The following is an 18,479-nucleotide window of genomic DNA, read 5'->3' as shown; positions in this document are numbered from 1 at the left end:
GATGATGCGCTGAGTCTGCGCCGGTTACTGATGACAAGAGTAGGCTTAGCTACCGCTTTGTGACTTATCAGAAAAGGCTTGATGTTTTATTGAATCCCTCCCCAACCCTCCCTTTACAAAAGGGAGGGGGCAAAAAAACGGGCCGCGAAGAGTAATTCACGGCCCGTTTTTTATAGGAATTTTTAGCTGCTCTTATTCGTGTAAGACTTTATAAATGGTATTCGCTAACACCGGACCTATCCCCGGCACCCCGCCCAACTCTTGCTGCGACGCCCCCAGTAATTGCTGCAGACCGCCAAAGTGATTAAGCAAATCGCGACGACGTTTTTCGCCAAGACCCGGAATCACCTCTAACACTGAAGAGGAACGGCGTTTATCGCGTTTTTTCCGATGCGCAGTGATAGCAAAACGATGCGCCTCATCCCGGATATGCATCAGCAAATGCAGCGCCTTGCTGTCCATAGGCAAATCGAGCGGCTCATGATAGAGGAAATGTAAGACTTCTAAGCCTGCCTTCCGCCCTTCGCCTTTGGCCACCCCGATTAACAGGGTGTCGTCTAAAATGCCCAGCTCTGTCAGCACTTCTTTGGCCATATTTAATTGACCTTTACCCCCATCAATCAACAGTAGATCCGGCAAGGGTTGTTTTTTATAGCGCCGGGTCAACGCTTGCTTCATCGCCGCATAGTCATCGCCGCCTTGAATATCATGGATGGCATACTGACGGTAGTCGCGACGACGCGCCCCACCTTGGTCAAAGACCACACAGCTGGCAATGGTCGCCTCGCCCATCGTATGCGAAATATCAAAACATTCAATCCGATCAATAGGTCTATCCGTCACCACTTTTAAGGTTTCTTTTAACACTTTAAAGCGGTTCATTAATTCTAAATAATCGCCTAGCTTAGTCTTTAACGCATTATTAGCATTCAATTTTGCCAAATCTAACCACTCGGCACGATGCTCGCGCACACTGGTCTTAATCGCTACTTTACTGCCGAAATGAGTGGCTAAAGCTTCACTGACCGCCTGTTGATCCGGCAACTCATGGCTTAAGATAATCTCAGCCGGCAAATCATCGGTGACTTGGAAATAAAACGAGGTAATAAAGGCAGATAAATTATCGGGTAAGGGTTCGCTACTATCAACGTCGGGGAAATAGTTTTTACCGCCTAAAACCCGACCACCCCGTACCGTTAAAACATTCACACAGGTCATGCCCGCCTGACTGCCAATAGCAATGACATCGGCCTCGCCTTTAATCGTATAGACGGCTTGTCGTGCTTGCACTTCGCGCAACATCGACAGCTGATCGCGATAGAATACCGCCTGCTCAAAGTCCAAATCGTCCGCCGCCTTTTCCATCTTAGCAATCAGCGCATTATGAATATCGCTCGAGTCGCCTTTGAGGAAGCGAATCGTATTATTCACATCTTCGGCATACTCTTCTGGCGTGACGAAACCAACGCAAGGAGCCCGGCAACGTTTAATTTGATATTCCAAGCACGGGCGTTTGCGCTGGCGAAAAAAGGTATTGGTGCACTGGCGCATCTGAAACATCTTTTGCATCATGACCAAGGTTTCTTTAGCGGCATGCGCAGAAGGAAAGGGTCCGAAAAACTTGCCCTTCTGATGGTTGCCTTTGCCGCGTCCATAAGCCAACCGTGGATAGGGCTGATCGGCTGAGATAAACACGTATAGATAAGACTTATCATCGCGTAGCAAAACGTTATAAGGGGGACGATGCTCTTTAATCAGATTCTGTTCGAGCAGCAGCGCTTCCGTCTCACTGCGGGTAATAATAGTTTCAATATTATGGATACGCGCGACCAAAGCCCGAGTCTTCGGATGGTCAATGGTCTTGGCAAAATAGCTGTTTACCCGGCTCTTTAGCGACTTGGCCTTGCCCACATAGAGGATGTCACCATTTTTACCTAGCATTTTATACACGCCTGGCAAATTGGGCAGACGCTTGATTAAATGCTTAAGCCGGGCTTGTTTATCATCGGCTGGCATGGGGACAGTTGTAGGAGCAGTAACCATAGGATCGAGGCCATCAAAATACTGAAATATCCTCTATTTATGGGGCAATAGCGGCCAAATTGCAAGCGTGAAAAAGCCAGCACTAAGCTGGCTTTACGGTCATTCTAACTTAAGTACTGCCCGCTTAATGACGGAAGCTCGCCATCAACGCAGGGATACCCGGCAGCATACCGACGATAGCCATTACACCCGTTAGCACCACAAACATCACCCCAGGGATAATCCAACGGCTCATCTTGGTCAGACCCGCACTGCGCTCTTTTGAGCCGATTAAACCCAAGTTATCTAATAATAACGTCAGCGACCAACCAAACGCAGGGTTTACCAAGGCGGAAGCAAAGACTACGATGGCGGCAGACTGCGTGGTTTTACCTTCACGTGTCATCTCCATACCGGCCTCTAATAGCGGGATAAAGACCCCAACAATGAGCGCCACACACAATACCGGCTCCCAAATGGCTAAGTCCATTGGATAGCCCCAAATGCCGGCCACGATACAGAATAATGCGGTCAGCAAAGCCCCTGCTGGAATCGGGCGTTTGGCAATCGCTGCCGGGACGATATAAGTCCCCCATGAGGAGGCGAAGTTTGCGCCGCCCAATACCGAGCCTGCGACCTGACGGAAAGACGCACTGACCATAGTGTCATCGATGTCCATTAATACCCGTTCGGTACGTTTAGGATAGCTGATTTTCTGGAACACTTGATGGCCTAGGAAATCCGGCGACCACATAGCTACGGCTAAGATGGCAAAAGGCAGCACCACGATAAAGCTCTCTAGCGTCGGTAGACCGAGCATCCAACCGCTGTTTTCGCCCCACCAATACATTGGGCTCATATGCGGCAGACCCGGTGCGGTTTTAAACGCAAATGGTGCGCCCATTAAAAAGGCAGTACCGCCGCCGACTAAACAACTTAACGGTACGGCTAGCCAGCGTTTTTGATAATTTTCTAAGACGGCGTAAAGGATGATGGTCAGCAGAATAACCACAAAGGCGATATGTGCCATGCCGATGCCTTCTGCCCAAGCAAATAGGTTTTTGACTTGCGAGGTGGTGCCAATAAAGCCCAGATAAAGCAGCAGTCCCCCGCACACGCCTTTACTGGTCAAGTTGGCCAGCAGACTCCCCCCTTTACTAATGGCTAGCAACAGGCCAAAAGCGCCAATCAAAAGACCAAACGCCATGGGGTGACCGCCCGCAGCGACCACAATAGGGATTAAAGGAATTAGCGGACCATGCGTACCCGCCAAGTTGGCCGTGGGCAGCAAAAAGCCTGAGAATAAAATGATAAAGAAGGAGACAATTAACAGTTCGTAGCGTACGTTTTCTAAGATGAATGCATCACCAAGCCCTAGTGGGCCCGCAAAGGTGGCGGCAATAGCGCCCACCATAACCACTTTACCGATAGTCGCGGCCATGGCCGGAATAGTATCTTCATATTCAAAGCGATAATCCCGAAACGGCAGGTTAGGACGCCAGCGCTTGGGCTGCATAATCTGTAGTTCGTGATTGAGGTAGTCGTCGCGACTGGCAAACGTTGAGCTAGGCTTATGAAGATCGACATACGTACCGTGCAGCGCTGCAGAATGGTCCTCTGTAGTAGAGGTGGCAGTAATACTGTCGCTATTATCAGGTAGTGTGGTCTTAGACCCGGGAGTCGGGATCTGACTAGGACTCATTACATCTCCTTATGTGATATGAGATTCTGCTCATTCTGCAATACAGTAGCGACTGCCATACCGATAGCGGTCGGCTGCAGGGAAGAAAAAGTCAGAGAAAAAATAGCTACGCAAGGGGGTGGTAGCTCGTGGTACAGGCAGTTAAAAACCGCAGTTATTAGGTCTAATCACCATCGCCGATAACCAACCTAACCTAATTCGGTCATTATTGTAGGGGATTCATCTCCATAAAGCGAGTGTGGTAAGCCGCAGTTTTACTTACTATTATCGAGAATATAGCTAGAAACCGACTAATCCCTTGTTATTATAAAGGTTATTATTGTTTTAATTATAAGAATTATTTTTTTATCAACGCCTTACCCGCACTTTTAGCCCCGCTGGACGCTTGCGAATCCATTGGATAAACTTCTGCATCTCGCTATGGTCTTGCAAACGCGCAATGGTATGGTAATAACTGGCCAACTCATGGTTGGCAAATAGGCGATGCACCTGGCTGTGACAAGGTCGACAAATCATAGCAATCTCGGTGACCATCTCATCGCGACTAAAATGCCTACGGGTGCGCGCTTTATTGTGCCGAGCACGAGGAATGAGATGATGGCGGGTCAATGCCACTTCATTGCGGCCACAGAGCTCACAGATAGCCTCTGTACTGGCTGCTATCTCTGTTTCTGTACCCTCATCGGCTTGAGACGCTAAAGGGTCTATATCGACATAATTCGCCATCATTTATCACTCCTGATTTTGCGGCTGTCCCGGCTATCTTTATGTGAACACTGGCGGTTATCACTATATTAGGGCGTGCTCTCAATTGAATCATTACCTAGCCTGCATCTAACCTTTATTTAAGTATTATTCCGTTATCATCCTATTAATAATGACTATAAATACAACTCACTAACCGTCATTAACCTAATGAGTTCTCAATACGCCGGCCACCAAAAAATGTGCTAAATTATTATGGTATCTATTATGAGTTCTGTTTATGTCCTTACTGCAAAAGACCCTGCGCAGCGCGCAAATCCAGCTGAAAAAGAAAGTCTTACCGCCCTTATTGCCGAAGTTGATTATGTGGCGAATCAATACCTATGCGCCTTATCTTGGCGCAGGGGTAAAGATGACCAAACTGGATTTAGTGCACGGGCGCTGTAGCGTGGCTATGCCGTTAACGGCGCTGAATAAAAATGTCGTCGGCACCCAATTTGGCGGCAGTCTATATTCGATGGTCGATCCCTTTTATATGCTGCTATTAATGCAAATGCTAGGGGATGATTATGTGGTCTGGGATAAAGCGTCACAGATTGATTTTGTCGCGCCAGGTAAAAGTAAAGTCACTGCCAATATGCATGTTTGCCAACAGGAACTGCAGACCATCAAAAGTTTGGCTGCAAGCGGGCAGGCGGTTTTCCGTGATTACGAAATCGACATCCTCGATGAAGAAGGCAAAATCGTGGCGACAGTGAGCAAAACGCTCTATATCCGCTTGCGTAAATTCAGTGGCTCTAAAACCCAGAGCAGCCGTATCAGCGCTATGGTAAAGCACAGTTAGTAACGCCTGCAAAACTTAGATCGCCCCTACTTTTATAAAGGAGGGGCCGGAGGTGGATTTAAGGGCAAGCCCGATTGTTATCAGTTCTTTTTTCTTGCCCCAAACAAAAACCCCAACTCGATTGCTCAAGTTGGGGTTTTGTCTTTTTTGGCATACCCAATTAATGATCTATAAAAGGATATTACTGCTAAATCTAGTCTGAATGACTTAGATTCCTGGTGCAGTCTCTACTCGGCTGGAACGCCAGCATCAGCTTTTTTGCTATCAACACGGCGAACGGTAAGCTTCTCGCGGATACGCGCAGAACGGCCAGAACGCTCACGAAGATAGTAAAGTTTCGCACGACGAACAGCGCCGCGACGTTTCACTTCGATGCTATCGATGATTGGAGAATGCAATTGGAAAGCACGCTCAACACCAACACCGCTAGAGATTTTACGTACAGTAAACGCAGAGTTAAGACCACGGTTACGCTTAGCGATTACTACGCCTTCAAAGGCCTGTAGACGCTCACGCTCGCCTTCGCGAACTTTTACTTGTACGACAACAGTATCACCAGGAGCGAAACTTGGACGTTCAATTAACTGAGAGTTTTCAACGGCTTGAACTAATAAATGTTTGTTGCTCATGAGAGTTGCTCCTCATATTAGACGATAGAGGCTTAACGCTTATCACCTGTTTATAATTAAATCACCATAACACAGCTTATTTTGCTACGGCAGTCGCTTGGGGTTTAAGAGGCCATTAATACAATGACGCGCTCAATATAATAGAAATTAAATGACTTAAAATTTTGCTTAATCAGGTCAGCGCATTTTTATCGGTTTGCTGTATGGTATCCGTGCAGACTAGCGACTCGCATCGCTTTCTAGCGCTACCCCAGCTTTTTGCAGCCATTTGAGCTGCTGCTTGCTTGGGGTAAACGCTTGCCACAAATCGGGCCGCCGCATTATAGTCCGCTGAGCTTGCTGCACAAATCGCCATTCCGCGATTTTGGCATGGTGCCCAGACAGCAATACCTCAGGGATAGCCTCATCGGCGTATACCGTTGGTTTGGTATAATGCGGGCAGTCGAGCAGACCATCGACAAAAGAGTCTTGAACTGCTGATTGGTCATCACCCATAACACCGGGTATCCGACGAATCACACTGTCCATGAGCACCATTGCCGGCAGCTCGCCACCGGTTAGTACATAGTCGCCAATTGATATTTCACAATCGACGTGCTGCGCTAATAGGCGTTCATCGATGCCTTCGTAACGACCGCATAATAAAATCATGCCATCGAGCTCAGCCATCTGTAGCACACTGGCTTCGGCTAACGTCTTGCCTTGCGGCGAGAGATAGACGACGGGACAGTGACTGGCATCAACACGGCAACCTTTTGCGCTAGCACTAGCTTTAGCCGCAGCGATTGCTTGGGCTAAGGGCTCTGCCATCATCACCATACCCGGACCACCGCCGTAAGGGCGCTCATCGACACGTCGATAATTATCCGTAGTATAGTCGCGCGGGTTAAACCCCTCTATGACGACTTGGCCTTGCTGTACTGCGCGGCCGGTAATACCGTACTGACTGATCGCTGCAAACATCTCAGGGAAAATACTAATCACCGCAAAATACATTACTACCACCTATTGCTCGTTAGTAATGATTAATAATCGCGCTGCCAATCCACTAAGACGGTCTTAGCGACTAAGTCTACTGTCACTACCGTTTGCTTGTGCCAAGGGATGAGGCGTTCTTCAGCGTCGATACTGGCGTCGGTCGCGGCCACTCGCATGATAGCGTGGGCACCGGTCTCAAACATTTCAGTAATCTCGCCTAAGCACTCGTCTTGCTCATTAATGACCGTTAGGCCAAGCAGATCCGACCAGTAATACTCATCTTCCGCAGGCTCAGGCATAGCATCCTTTGCCGTCCAAATCGGGACGCCAATCATGGTTTCAGCAACATTACGGTCAGGGATCTGCTCAAATTGAGCGACTATGCCCGCACCTTGCTTACGCCAGTTGGTCACCGTTAACGGACGGATACCGGTTGCTGTCTTAATCCACCACGGCTGCATCTCAAAAATGGTGTCGCGCTCATCAAGCTCACTGAACACCCATAGCCAACCTTTAATGCCGTAAGGCTTTTTTAGCTGGCCGATTTTTACTAACTCATCTGGGCTTGGCATTGAGGACATGATGATAAAGACACTCTTAATAGGATGACACAGTGATATCTGACAACTGATATCTAACAACTGCTAAGGATAAAAATGGCTAGTACTGCGCGCTCTTAACTAAAGAATAATAAATTAAAAAATAATAAAAAAAGCGACCAACAGTGACTAACTCAGCGCATCTAACCAACCGCTAGATACGCTAATAAAAAAAATTTAAGCAGTGGCTTCTGTAGCCGTTTTTGCATAAGCTTTAGCTAGTGCAGCAACGCGGTCAGAAGGCTGAGCGCCTTTAGCAACCCAAGCGTTATACATGTCAAGGTTTAAGCGGAAAGCTTCTTCTTGACCTTTAGCTAGTGGGTTAAAAAAGCCAATGTTTTCGATGTAACGGCCATCACGTGAACGGCGTTGGTCAGCGACAACAACTTGATAAAATGGGCGTTTCTTGGCGCCGCCCCGTGCTAAACGAATAACAACCATATGAATTCTCTCTTTCGCAGGTATACCAAAAAGGGCATAATTATATCACAGAGCTGAGGGGTTGCAAACTAGATAAATGTTTTTATTTTAGGACGTCAGCCGAGATTTGGCAAGCCCTGAAAATCTATTACAAAGGTATAGACAAACCTTGGACCACTCGGCTGCAGGGACACTATTTTTAAATAAACTCAACCCTATGACCAGGCCTGTTCACGGAGAGTAAATAGCCTCTTCACGTAAAGTAGTTAGTGCTCCTGCCGTTAACTGGTAAACTAACTGGGTTATGGCCATTGTCTGTTAATACATTATTTATTAATACATGATCTATTAATAACAGTATTCTGCTACTAGACCCAGCCGCTACCCGAAGCAGCAGCCGCTTGACCCATCTGCTGGCCTTAAACTTTGCCTGAGTATTGTGAGTAACCTTGTTATGCCCGCTCTTCCTTCTCGTAGACCCCGCCCTACAAAGTCGCGCGCCTATTCATCCACTTGGCAGACCACTTTCATGGTCATGTCGATTGTGTTTATCAGTGTGGCGCTGACGCTATGGTTTTTTTGGCGCAGCTTGTACTTACCTGAACTGAAAAACCATGCGCGTTACTTGACCAGCGAGATGAAACTCATTACCAGTGCACGCCAAGAATGGTCACAGCAGCCTGAGGTCGCGCAATGGGTTTATGACAAATCGCATGTCGTAGTAGTAGAGAATGAGCAGAAATTCCCGGAAGTGGCAGATAAAGCTTTCGTTGGCTTATTTACTAGCGTGTTAGAGGCAGAAATCAGTCAGCAATTAGGCCGCCCAGTGGAGGTTTATTTTAAATTCAAACCCACCCCGCAGCTGTGGGTGCAAGACAGCGCGGATACTAGCTTTTGGCTGCGTGAGCCGATTATCTACTATTCACAATATAGCCCCACTTTAATCATTCTATTTATCTTAGGTCTGCCGTTTTTGACCTTACTGACCATTGCGCTACTCGCCCGCCAATTAAACCGTCCTTTACGCCATCTCCAGCGGGCCGCTACCAACTATATTCGTATGGGCCATGCCACTACCCTACCCACGGATAAGGGACCTAGCGAAATTCGCCAAGTGAATGCTGCTTTTAACCGGCTGTTCACCACGCTCAACCAAGCGCAAAAAGAGCGCACGATTATGCTCGCGGGTATTTCCCACGACTTAAGGACACCGTTGACGCGGATGCGCTTGACGGCAGAGATGCTGCCAGATGAGTTTTTCCGCGAAGGCTTGATTTATGATATCGAAGATATGGATGCCATCTTGGAGCAGTTTATCTCCTTTATGAAGGATGGCTCTGATGAGCCTGTGCGCTTGACAGATTTAGACAGTATTTTTAATGAAGTGATTATCCAGTTAGCGCCGCTTGAATTTATTTACGAGTCACAGAATTTACCTGAGATTCCACTGCGCCCTTTATCCATTAAGCGATTAATTATCAACCTGATTAATAACGCCAACCGCTATGGTAAGCCGCCTATTTATCTGTCTGCGACCATAGTGCCTACCTTTGCTGAAACCCTGCCTCCTGTGGAAGAAGGTGATGTGATTATTGAAAATGATTTGAATCGTCAGGCCTCTGAGCAATTGATTATTTGTGTGCGAGATTGCGGTAGCGGCGTGGCAGAAGATCAGTTAGAGCGTATTATGCAGCCCTTTGAGCGCGGTGAGACGGCTCGGACTACCCAAGGTAGTGGTTTGGGCCTGGCTATCGTAGGCCGGATTGCCCACCTGCATCATGGCACGGTCGAGGCGATTAACCACCCTGAAGGTGGATTGCAAGTTTGTGTGCGCATCCCGCTATTATCAAAAGTTACCGATGTCCCGATGCCGAAGCGTTTAGCAGACCCTACTCCAGAGAAGTAAGGGCAAATTAATAAGCAAAGTAAGGACTAAAATAGCTTTTTGTTAAAGCGGCTTAAAAGTACAAGAGGTTTGAACAAACAATAACGTCGGTCATATCGGCTAACCTAGTAACCCTTAAAGTTACCCCATAAAAAAAGCTTACGATCTCTCGTAAGCTTTTTTTATGGGAATAGGGGTATCAACCTTACTCTACAGCTACGCTAAGAGTCGCATAATAAATCATTAAGAACTTCACTACTTTTTGGTACCAATGAGTGGCGGTACATGCGCAGAGGAGTTTTCAAAAGCTATAGGCTGTACTAAAGCGGACTGCGCGCTTTGTAAGCTTTGCGAGTCTGGCTCTTGCGGAAAAAAAATGTAATAGCCCAGCATGAGGGCATTGAGTATGACTAACACGCCAAAAACGTAGGGCATAACCAATCCTTAATTTTTATTATCGTTAGGCAGCCTACTGTGCAGCCCTGCCTTTACATCCTATACCAGCTCTCTAAGCATCAGCCAAATAATGGCATAGTGTTGAGCAAATATAGTGGATATCTGCCCGAAAGACAACCCTAGCCGCTTTGAAGGCCTCACTAGACCCGCTTAACGGTTGTCTAGGGCACTTGCGCACATAACTTAGTAACTGTTTAGGAGCTCTATCAGCGCATGTCTTATGAGTATGGAGAAGGCGTTATTAACGGGGCTATGCGGCTAAGAATCCATAAGCTTACGTTCGCTCTGCTCTTGAGTAATCTGATCTGCAGAGATCGTTTGCGTCAAAGGCTTCACCAGCCAAGTCATGATAAAACGGGCGCCGCCTAATTTTGGACTCTCATCGACTTTCATATTGCCATTAAACCAGAAGGCAATGCGCGAGACGATAGACAGACCGAGCCCATAACCGCCTGAAGCTCTCGTACGGCTGTCATCTAGACGGGCGAAAGGAATAAAGACCTTATCGCGATCTTCTTCCGGAATACCGTGGCCATCATCTTCTACACAGACAAAGGCAATACCCTTTTTGACCCCAGCGCTAACGATAATTGTATTATCAGCATAACGTAGCGCATTGCCCGCTAAATTCTGTACCACCCGGTGCAAATAACGACGATCGGCAATCGCGGTAACTTTGGCCCCTGGTGGATTGGCGGTAACGGTAATAGGCTTGCCCAAAGCATTGGTTTCGCGCACGATTTGCTCGACCAGTTCACTCAAATTGACGGATTCTAAATCCAGCTTTGGCGAGCCCTCTTCTAGCTTGGCGTAAGTCAAAATCTCATCGATTAACGAGTTTAGCGACTCAATATCTTCATCAATATAATCCCGCTGCATAAAGCGCGACTCTTCATCATCGGTATCTGCCAGCATATCGACGGCAAAGCGAATCCGCGCTACCGGTGTCCGCAGTTCATGCGACACCGCCCGGGTTAACTCACGCTGCGACTCAATTAGACGCTTAATATGCTCAGTCATGGCGTTAAAAGTGGCGGATAGCCGAGCAATCTCGTCTTGACCAATGACTTGTACCCGTGTATCCAAATTACCGTGGCTGACCTCGTTGACGCCCATCTGAATCAATTGCAGCTTGCGCTCTAAGGGGAAAATCAGCGCATAAACCCCCAGACTAATCAGGAACATACTGATCAACACCACGCTAATAATGAGATTCAGTGGGAACCAGTTAAAGAGCCCTACCGGCCCCATGACCACCACCATGTCATTAATTTCGGAAGGAATGATGATTTTAATCGAGGAGTTGCTCTTATTGCTGGTACTGTCTTGGAATAAGAACACCACTTCGTCACGGCGCAACCGCGCCTTTTGGTCATTATCTAGACCAAGGTCATTGACCATCTGTAGGCTGAGAGGAAAAGAGAAGCGCTCCTCAAGCTCTTTTAGGCGCGCTTGCTTGTCCGTTAGCGAGGCATAATGGGACAAATCATCAAGTAAGAAGATGGCCATAGCGCGCACTTGCTGCTCGGTGACCTGCGCTACCTTTACCGTCAGTATGGACTCTTCTTCCGGCAACTTATGGTAGATTTGCGCGTAGTGGCCCTGCTTATCATAACGCACGACCGTCTGCTGTTTTTCCAAACGATTCAACTCGCTAGAGCTAAAGTCGATTTCTGGTAAAGGAATGACCTTGAAGGTCGCACCGAACAGACTGCTAGCATCTGAAAGCCAATAGTCGCGCTGCAGCTGGGACTCCTGATGCGTCACCCCTTCACTGACCAAGTAAAAGGCACCGGTCGCCATATTCTCACGGTAAGCTTGTACACGCTCTTTATTGACTGTATCCATTAGCAGTTGGGCAAATAATGCCACACACAGACAAACTAACAGCAGTCCGGCATAAATGCGGACAAAGATACTGTGCTTTAAGGAGGAAATTAGCGACATGAGGTAACACCATTCTAGGTTTCGAAATAACTGCAGGCAGTGGGCTGGCCTTAAAAGCAAACGCTAACAGGTTATTAGTGAGCAAGCGTCCGCAATAATACACAATACGGCCAATAAATTCACCTTATTAGGGCCATTCGCATAACTGCCAGCATAAAGCAAAAAAACCAGCAAACTGCTGGTTTTTTATTAAGCAAAGACTGCTAGCGTTAACCAACTAGACCACCGTTAGTGACTAGTTGCCTTCTTTAACGAAGAGATAGCCTTTACTACGGACGGTTTTGATACGCTTTGGATTCTCTGGGTCATCACCAATTTTTGGACGAATTCTAGAGATACGCACGTCGATTGAACGGTCTTGACCGTCATATTCGATACCACGGAGACGCTCAAAGATGTCTTCACGCGATAGGATACGACCGGCGTTTGACGCGAGCAACCACAATAGGTCGTATTCAGCGCTAGTAAAGTCCACCAACTCATCATCTAGCGTCACCGAACGGCCACCATTGTCGATGACCAATTCGCCAAACTCAAGACGCTGTGGCACATCTTCTGATGGCGCATTTTCTGAGCGACGTAGCAAGGCACGGATACGCGCTAGTAGTACGCGTGGCTGAGCTGGTTTGGCAACGTAATCGTCAGCACCCATCTCTAATCCAAGTACCTGATCCATATCTTCAGTACGGGCGGTAAGCATCAAAATAGGCTGGTGGTAATGCGGGCGCACTTCACGGCAGACGGTCAAGCCATCGCTACCAGGCAGCATAACGTCCAGTACCACTAGGTCAGGCTGCTCGTTTACGATACGGCGTATAGCACGGTTGCCGTCGGTTTCAATCGCTACCTCTAGGCCATTCTTAACCAAGTAGTCTTGCGTTAGCATCGCTAAGCGCTCATCGTCTTCTACGATGAGAATTCGGGGGGTGTTGTCTTCTTCAGATGTTGCCATTGTTATGTCCTTAAAATACTAACAAATATCACCAAAATGATTTTGCAAAAGAGTCTGATACCATTTTTTATCCGTGATAAATACGGGATAAATAGGATTATGACGATTTGAGATACGAATAGCGAGAGGTAAAGACAGCTCTAAGTTTGTCTTATTGTTACTGAGACTCGCAATGTGCCTAAATTTTTGCAAAGCAGGCAATATTAAAGCCAAATATTAACCGGTACGCTGAGTAAAATTCTACGCTAAAACCGTTACTAATACTACATCTTACCATGATAGACAATAGAGGAAACACATTAATTTAGCCTAGCATTAGCCTCTAATCATAGCATCAATATTGCCCAATAACTAAAACGACACTGAGCAAAGCGGCTCTGAATAATGCCGTATTGACTAAAAATTAGCCATAAAAAAACAGCCTATAAAAGACTGTTTTTTAGAGTACTTGCAAGCTATCAGCAGTAAACGCTAACTTAAGCGCGGTTTTTGAACTTTCTGATAGTTTCTAACTGGGCGACCGTCTCAGCTAATGACGCAAGGGCGGCACCAGTCTGAACCTGATCGCTTTGATTGGCCAGCATCTGCTCTGCTTTCTTACGGGCTTCAATGACTTTGCTTTCGTCAAGGTTATGGGCGCGTACTGCGGTATCTGCCAGTACGGTTACCATCTTTGGCTGCACTTCAAGAACGCCGCCAGAGACATAGATAACTTCTTCTTCGCCTTGAGCATTTTGCACACGCATTGGGCCTGGTTTTAGCAGCGTAATAAGAGGTGTATGGCCTGGCAACACCCCGATTTCGCCTTCACTACCTGTGGCAATCAGCATCGTAATCGGACCAGAATACAGCTCTTCACGAGCACTTACTACCCGACACTCTAAGGTTGAGGTTGCCATGCTTATCTCCTAACTGGACGCTGCTATTACCAGGGGCAGTCACGGCCAAGCCGCCTACCCCCAGCACCATTAATTAGGCAGCAGTAGATTTCATTTTTTCAGCTTTCGCAACGACTTCGTCGATGCCGCCGGCCATGTAGAATGCTTGCTCAGGTAAATCATCATACTCACCGGCAATGATTGCTTTAAAGCTAGCAATGGTATCGCGTAGTGGGACATATTTACCTGGCGCACCCGTGAAGACTTCGGCTACGTGGAAAGGCTGTGACAAGAAACGCTGAATCTTACGAGCACGGTAAACGACTAGCTTGTCTTCTTCTGACAACTCGTCCATACCCAAGATAGCGATGATGTCTTTTAGCTCTTTATAGCGCTGCAAGACTTCCTGTACGCCACGTGCTACGTTGTAATGCTCTTCACCGATTACTAAAGGATCAAGCTGACGCGACGTTGAATCTAGAGGATCTACCGCTGGGTAAATACCTTGTGAAGCGATATCACGGCTCAATACGACTGTAGCATCTAAGTGAGCAAACGTCGTAGCAGGTGATGGATCCGTCAAGTCATCCGCGGGAACATATACGGCTTGCACAGAGGTAATAGAACCGGCTTGTGTAGAAGTAATACGCTCTTGTAGCTGACCCATCTCTTCCGCTAGCGTTGGCTGATAACCAACCGCTGAAGGCATACGGCCTAGTAGGGCTGATACTTCAGTACCGGCTAGGGTATAACGGTAGATGTTATCTACGAATAGTAGTACGTCACGACCTTTACCAGTAGCAGGGTCGATATCGTCACGGAAGTACTCAGCCATAGTTAGACCGGTCAACGCAACACGTAGACGGTTACCTGGTGGCTCATTCATCTGGCCGTATACCATCGCAACTTTAGATTTTTCAAAGTTTTCGGTGTTAACAACGCCAGCATCTTGCATCTCATGATAGAAATCGTTACCTTCACGAGTACGCTCACCTACCCCAGCAAAAACAGACAAACCGTCATGCTTTAGAGCGATGTTGTTGATCAATTCCATCATGTTAACGGTTTTACCAACACCGGCACCACCGAACAGACCAACTTTACCACCCTTCGCGAACGGGCATAGTAAGTCGATAACTTTGATACCAGTCTCTAGCAACTCAGTGCTGTTTGACTGCTCAGCGTAGCTTGGCGCTTCACGGTGGATAGACCAAGTCTCTTGAGTAGGTACTGGACCTGCTTCGTCGATAGGGCGACCCAATACGTCCATGATACGACCTAGCGTACCCATACCTACTGGTACAGAGATAGGCGCACCACTGTTAGTCACAGGAAGGTTACGCTTCAACCCTTCGGTTGAACCCATGGCGATCGTACGCACGATGCCATCGCCTAACTGCTGCTGTACTTCAAGCGTGGTTTCAGTACCATCGACTTGCAGAGCGTCATAAATTTGGGGCACATTGCTACGGTCAAACTCAACGTCAATAACCGCGCCAATGATCTGTACAATACGACCGCTACTCATTGCGTTCTCCTTGAACTTCTAACATATAGGTGTAGTCAATTATGAAACAGCAGCAGCACCACCAACGATTTCCGAAATTTCTCGGGTAATCGCGGCTTGACGCAGCTTGTTATAAACCAACTGTAAATCGTTAATTAGGTCGCCAGCGTTATCGGTAGCCGCTTTCATCGCTACCATACGAGCAGACTGCTCAGAGGCGATGTTTTCCATTACGGCTTGATAGACGATAGACTCAATGTAACGGCCTAATAAACCGTCAATTAAAGTCTTGATGTCTGGCTCATAGATATAGTCCCAGCTGTGCTCTGTCTGCACGGCGCTGCCTTCGAGTGAGCCTTCTGGTAGAGGTACCAGCTGAGTCACGGTTGGCTTTTGCGTCATCGCATTCACAAACTTGTTATACACCATGTATATACGGTCAATATTGCCTTTAGCATAATCATCTAACATGGCTTGGACCGGCGCATTAAGCTGTTCAAAGGTCGGTTTATCGCCATAGTCAGTGACTGCTGAAGTGACTTTACCGCCAAAGCTTTTAAAGAAGCTTACGCCCTTTGAGCCAATGACAGCAAACTCTGCTTGTACAGACTGATCTTGATAGTCTTTGATCTCACGAGTGAGGGCTTTGAATAAGTTAATATTCAAGCCACCAGCTAAGCCGCGGTCAGAGGTGACCACGATAAAACCAACCCGATTGACAGGACGCGCGACCATATATGGATGCTTATAGTCTGACGAGGCATGCACTAAGTGAGAGATCACTCGACGCATACTATCAGCATAAGGGCGTCCCACTTCCATGCGCTCTTGCGCACGGCGCATCTTACTCGCTGCGACCATTTGCATGGCACGAGTAATTTTCTGGGTACTTTTAATACTGGTGACTTTGGCACGTATTTCTTTTAAGCTTGCCATAATGGTTCCAATACGGTGGGATATAAATCAAAAATGAATACCAAACTGTCTGCAGACCGCTATTCGCCAGCTAGCGACGATTAACGTTAATCAGAAATGCTGATTGCTTTCCTGTTTACGCCTTTAGGGTTATCGAGTCGTTGGGCTAAAAATAACCCGATAAGCTCACCAAAAGTATAAACGACAAAGCATTGTATTCGGTGCCTACGATGCTTGTCTTACAGCGAGCGTGGTAGGGCTTGGCGTAAGCCTAATAAGCTAGATAGTTTATTATCTGTTACCAGCACTTACTTGGGTCTACTGGCGCCATCGTTATTGATAACACCAGTAGTGGGCAGTACTTTTATCAGCCTAGGCCAATCATAAGCCCTACCCTAGCCAATCACTCAACTCATTTACTAATAAACAGCGGCGCTAATAAGAGACCGCTGGCCACTGCCTGTAGATTATAGATAAGGCAGTCGCTATTAGCTTAGTAGCTGTGATTTTGCTTAAAGGTATTGATAGACGACTGTAAACGGCCAGCGATATCATCGTTGTAGTTGGCAGTGTCGTTGATTTCTTTCATCAAGTCCGCTTGCTCATCATGCATGTAGCGTAGCAATGACTCTTCGAATGAGCCGATTCTTTCTACGGGCACATCTGATAAGAAACCTTCGTTTGAGGCATAGATAACCACAGCTTGGTCAGCGATGTTCATTGGCTGATACTGTTTCTGCTTCATCAATTCGGTCACACGCTCACCATGCTCAAGCTGTTGCTTAGTCGCATCATCAAGATCCGAGGCAAACTGAGCGAAAGCCGCCAATTCACGATACTGAGCTAGAGCTGTACGGATACCGCCAGATAGCTTTTTGATGATTTTGGTCTGCGCAGCACCACCAACACGAGATACTGAAATACCGGCGTTAACCGCAGGACGAATACCTGAGTTAAATAGGCTAGATTCTAAGAAAATCTGACCATCGGTAATTGAGATTACGTTGGTTGGTACGAATGCTGATACGTCACCGGCTTGGGTTTCAATGATAGGTAGCGCAGTTAAAGAACCGGTTTTACCAACCACTTCACCATTGGTGAATTTTTCTACATACGCTGCGTTTACGCGTGAAGCACGCTCAAGTAAACGTGAGTGTAAATAGAAGACGTCACCAGGATAAGCTTCACGACCTGGCGGACGACGGAGCAATAGTGAAATCTGACGATAAGCTACGGCTTGCTTTGATAAGTCATCAAAAACAATCAGTGCATCTTCACCGCGGTCACGGAAGTACTCACCCATCGTACAGCCAGAGTATGGCGCGATGTATTGGAGAGCGGCAGGCTCAGAGGCAGAAGCCACAACTACTGTTGTATATTCTAAGGCACCTGATTGCTCAAGCTTACGCACGACGTTAGCGATAGTAGAGCGTTTTTGACCGATAGCGACGTAAACACACTTAATGCCAGAAGTTTTCTGCGCAATAATGGCATCGATAGCCATCGCGGTTTTACCCGTCTGACGGTCACCAATGATAAGCTCACGCTGACCACGACCGATTGGGATCATAGTATCAACGGCTTTATAACCGGTCATTACTGGCTGGTCTACTGACTGACGGTCGATAACGCCTGGGGCGATTTTTTCGACTTTATCGGTCATTTTAGCATTAATAGGACCTTTACCATCGATAGGGTTACCCAAGGCGTCAACAACACGGCCTAGCAGCTCAGGACCTACCGGTACTTCTAAGATTCGACCAGTACAGTATGCTTTTTGACCTTCTTGTAGCGTCAAGAACTCACCCAGTACTACCGCACCGACTGAGTCACGCTCTAAGTTCAAAGCCATGCCATAGACATCGCCTTCAAACTCAATCATTTCACCGTACATGGCATCTTCAAGACCATGAATCTGCACGATACCGTCTGATACTTTGACAATCGTGCCTTCATTTTTTGCAGTTGCACCCGCATCAAGGTCTTGAATACGCTGCTTAATCAGATTACTGATTTCCGCTGGATTCAATTGTTGCATTG

Annotated in this window: 16 protein-coding genes; 2 read left to right on the top strand and 14 right to left on the bottom strand. The window is 47.2% G+C overall.

What is annotated here, in order from left to right; genetic code table 11:
• Window positions 1-192: 192 nt before the first annotated feature.
• The 3 genes from uvrC to ACZ2XM_RS12915 form a co-directional block, all read right to left on the bottom strand.
• Window positions 193-2,016: an excinuclease ABC subunit UvrC gene (uvrC, locus tag ACZ2XM_RS12925; protein ID WP_490589215.1), complete on the bottom strand. Its 1,824-nt coding sequence runs from the start codon at window positions 2,014-2,016 to the stop codon at window positions 193-195.
• 151 nt (window positions 2,017-2,167) lie between these two features.
• Window positions 2,168-3,724: a DUF3360 family protein gene (locus tag ACZ2XM_RS12920; RefSeq protein ID WP_490589143.1), complete on the bottom strand. Its 1,557-nt coding sequence runs from the start codon at window positions 3,722-3,724 to the stop codon at window positions 2,168-2,170.
• A gap of 348 nt (window positions 3,725-4,072) precedes the next feature.
• A complete protein-coding gene (locus tag ACZ2XM_RS12915) occupies window positions 4,073-4,453 on the bottom strand; it encodes an HNH endonuclease (protein WP_490589144.1) in 381 nt (126 codons plus the stop codon).
• Window positions 4,454-4,709: 256 nt separating this feature from the next.
• Between ACZ2XM_RS12915 and ACZ2XM_RS12910 the strand changes: the two genes are divergently transcribed.
• Window positions 4,710-5,273 (top strand): DUF4442 domain-containing protein, encoded by a 564-nt coding sequence (locus ACZ2XM_RS12910; protein ID WP_490589145.1) that lies wholly within the window; start codon window positions 4,710-4,712, stop codon window positions 5,271-5,273.
• Window positions 5,274-5,500: 227 nt separating this feature from the next.
• On the opposite strand, the gene rplS is transcribed toward ACZ2XM_RS12910, so the two are convergent.
• The 4 genes from rplS to rpsP form a co-directional block, all read right to left on the bottom strand.
• Window positions 5,501-5,902, bottom strand: coding sequence for a 50S ribosomal protein L19 (gene rplS, locus ACZ2XM_RS12905; RefSeq protein WP_490589146.1), 402 nt, complete (start codon window positions 5,900-5,902; stop codon window positions 5,501-5,503).
• Window positions 5,903-6,121: 219 nt separating this feature from the next.
• Window positions 6,122-6,898, bottom strand: coding sequence for a tRNA (guanosine(37)-N1)-methyltransferase TrmD (trmD, locus tag ACZ2XM_RS12900; protein WP_490589147.1), 777 nt, complete (start codon window positions 6,896-6,898; stop codon window positions 6,122-6,124).
• Window positions 6,899-6,927: 29 nt separating this feature from the next.
• Window positions 6,928-7,461 carry a ribosome maturation factor RimM gene (rimM, locus tag ACZ2XM_RS12895; RefSeq protein WP_490589148.1) on the bottom strand — a complete coding sequence of 178 codons (534 nt, stop codon included), beginning with the start codon at window positions 7,459-7,461 and terminating at the stop codon, window positions 6,928-6,930.
• A 195-nt stretch (window positions 7,462-7,656) separates the two neighbouring features.
• The gene (gene rpsP / locus ACZ2XM_RS12890; protein WP_201498500.1) at window positions 7,657-7,920 is read right to left on the bottom strand and encodes a 30S ribosomal protein S16; all 264 of its coding nucleotides are present in this window, start codon (window positions 7,918-7,920) and stop codon (window positions 7,657-7,659) included.
• A gap of 433 nt (window positions 7,921-8,353) precedes the next feature.
• Here rpsP and ACZ2XM_RS12885 point away from each other — a divergent pair, with 433 nt between their 5' ends.
• Entirely contained in the window at window positions 8,354-9,805 is a 1,452-nt protein-coding gene (locus tag ACZ2XM_RS12885; protein WP_490589149.1) for an ATP-binding protein, read from the top strand.
• A 234-nt stretch (window positions 9,806-10,039) separates the two neighbouring features.
• Here ACZ2XM_RS12885 and ACZ2XM_RS12880 read toward each other — a convergent pair whose 3' ends face one another.
• The 7 genes from ACZ2XM_RS12880 to atpA all read right to left on the bottom strand — a co-directional run bounded on the left by ACZ2XM_RS12880 (window position 10,040) and on the right by atpA (window position 18,477).
• A complete protein-coding gene (locus ACZ2XM_RS12880) occupies window positions 10,040-10,219 on the bottom strand; it encodes a hypothetical protein (RefSeq protein WP_490589150.1) in 180 nt (59 codons plus the stop codon).
• A 279-nt stretch (window positions 10,220-10,498) separates the two neighbouring features.
• Window positions 10,499-12,187: an ATP-binding protein gene (locus ACZ2XM_RS12875; protein WP_490589151.1), complete on the bottom strand. Its 1,689-nt coding sequence runs from the start codon at window positions 12,185-12,187 to the stop codon at window positions 10,499-10,501.
• Window positions 12,188-12,422: 235 nt separating this feature from the next.
• On the bottom strand, window positions 12,423-13,139 hold the full coding sequence (locus tag ACZ2XM_RS12870) for a response regulator (protein WP_201498496.1): 717 nt from the start codon (window positions 13,137-13,139) through the stop codon (window positions 12,423-12,425).
• A 476-nt stretch (window positions 13,140-13,615) separates the two neighbouring features.
• Complete coding sequence (locus ACZ2XM_RS12865; RefSeq protein WP_490589152.1) at window positions 13,616-14,038, bottom strand: F0F1 ATP synthase subunit epsilon; 423 nt, start codon at window positions 14,036-14,038, stop codon at window positions 13,616-13,618.
• A 73-nt stretch (window positions 14,039-14,111) separates the two neighbouring features.
• On the bottom strand, window positions 14,112-15,545 hold the full coding sequence (gene atpD / locus ACZ2XM_RS12860; RefSeq protein ID WP_490589153.1) for a F0F1 ATP synthase subunit beta: 1,434 nt from the start codon (window positions 15,543-15,545) through the stop codon (window positions 14,112-14,114).
• A gap of 39 nt (window positions 15,546-15,584) precedes the next feature.
• The gene (atpG, locus tag ACZ2XM_RS12855) at window positions 15,585-16,460 is read right to left on the bottom strand and encodes a F0F1 ATP synthase subunit gamma (RefSeq protein ID WP_490589154.1); all 876 of its coding nucleotides are present in this window, start codon (window positions 16,458-16,460) and stop codon (window positions 15,585-15,587) included.
• A 472-nt stretch (window positions 16,461-16,932) separates the two neighbouring features.
• Window positions 16,933-18,477 (bottom strand): F0F1 ATP synthase subunit alpha, encoded by a 1,545-nt coding sequence (gene atpA / locus ACZ2XM_RS12850; RefSeq protein ID WP_490589155.1) that lies wholly within the window; start codon window positions 18,475-18,477, stop codon window positions 16,933-16,935.
• Window positions 18,478-18,479 lie beyond the last annotated feature (2 nt).

It is taken from the genome of Psychrobacter sp. CoH-33_TS_01 (assembly GCF_058189395.1).
This window is presented reverse-complemented; position numbering and strand designations above follow the sequence as displayed.

What these genes read in the sequence shown, in the direction of transcription:
- ACZ2XM_RS12910 (WP_490589145.1), top strand. Translation starts at nt 4,710, where the DNA reads ATGTCCTTACTGCAAAAGACCCTGCGCAGCGCGCAAATCCAGCTGAAA.
- atpG (WP_490589154.1), bottom strand. Translation starts at nt 16,460, where the DNA reads ATGGCAAGCTTAAAAGAAATACGTGCCAAAGTCACCAGTATTAAAAGT.
- ACZ2XM_RS12885 (WP_490589149.1), top strand. Translation starts at nt 8,354, where the DNA reads ATGCCCGCTCTTCCTTCTCGTAGACCCCGCCCTACAAAGTCGCGCGCC.
- atpA (WP_490589155.1), bottom strand. Translation starts at nt 18,477, where the DNA reads ATGCAACAATTGAATCCAGCGGAAATCAGTAATCTGATTAAGCAGCGT.
- ACZ2XM_RS12875 (WP_490589151.1), bottom strand. Translation starts at nt 12,187, where the DNA reads ATGTCGCTAATTTCCTCCTTAAAGCACAGTATCTTTGTCCGCATTTAT.
- trmD (WP_490589147.1), bottom strand. Translation starts at nt 6,898, where the DNA reads ATGTATTTTGCGGTGATTAGTATTTTCCCTGAGATGTTTGCAGCGATC.
- ACZ2XM_RS12915 (WP_490589144.1), bottom strand. Translation starts at nt 4,453, where the DNA reads ATGATGGCGAATTATGTCGATATAGACCCTTTAGCGTCTCAAGCCGAT.
- rplS (WP_490589146.1), bottom strand. Translation starts at nt 5,902, where the DNA reads ATGAGCAACAAACATTTATTAGTTCAAGCCGTTGAAAACTCTCAGTTA.
- ACZ2XM_RS12880 (WP_490589150.1), bottom strand. Translation starts at nt 10,219, where the DNA reads ATGCCCTACGTTTTTGGCGTGTTAGTCATACTCAATGCCCTCATGCTG.
- uvrC (WP_490589215.1), bottom strand. Translation starts at nt 2,016, where the DNA reads ATGCCAGCCGATGATAAACAAGCCCGGCTTAAGCATTTAATCAAGCGT.
- atpD (WP_490589153.1), bottom strand. Translation starts at nt 15,545, where the DNA reads ATGAGTAGCGGTCGTATTGTACAGATCATTGGCGCGGTTATTGACGTT.
- ACZ2XM_RS12920 (WP_490589143.1), bottom strand. Translation starts at nt 3,724, where the DNA reads ATGAGTCCTAGTCAGATCCCGACTCCCGGGTCTAAGACCACACTACCT.
- rpsP (WP_201498500.1), bottom strand. Translation starts at nt 7,920, where the DNA reads ATGGTTGTTATTCGTTTAGCACGGGGCGGCGCCAAGAAACGCCCATTT.
- rimM (WP_490589148.1), bottom strand. Translation starts at nt 7,461, where the DNA reads ATGTCCTCAATGCCAAGCCCAGATGAGTTAGTAAAAATCGGCCAGCTA.
- ACZ2XM_RS12865 (WP_490589152.1), bottom strand. Translation starts at nt 14,038, where the DNA reads ATGGCAACCTCAACCTTAGAGTGTCGGGTAGTAAGTGCTCGTGAAGAG.
- ACZ2XM_RS12870 (WP_201498496.1), bottom strand. Translation starts at nt 13,139, where the DNA reads ATGGCAACATCTGAAGAAGACAACACCCCCCGAATTCTCATCGTAGAA.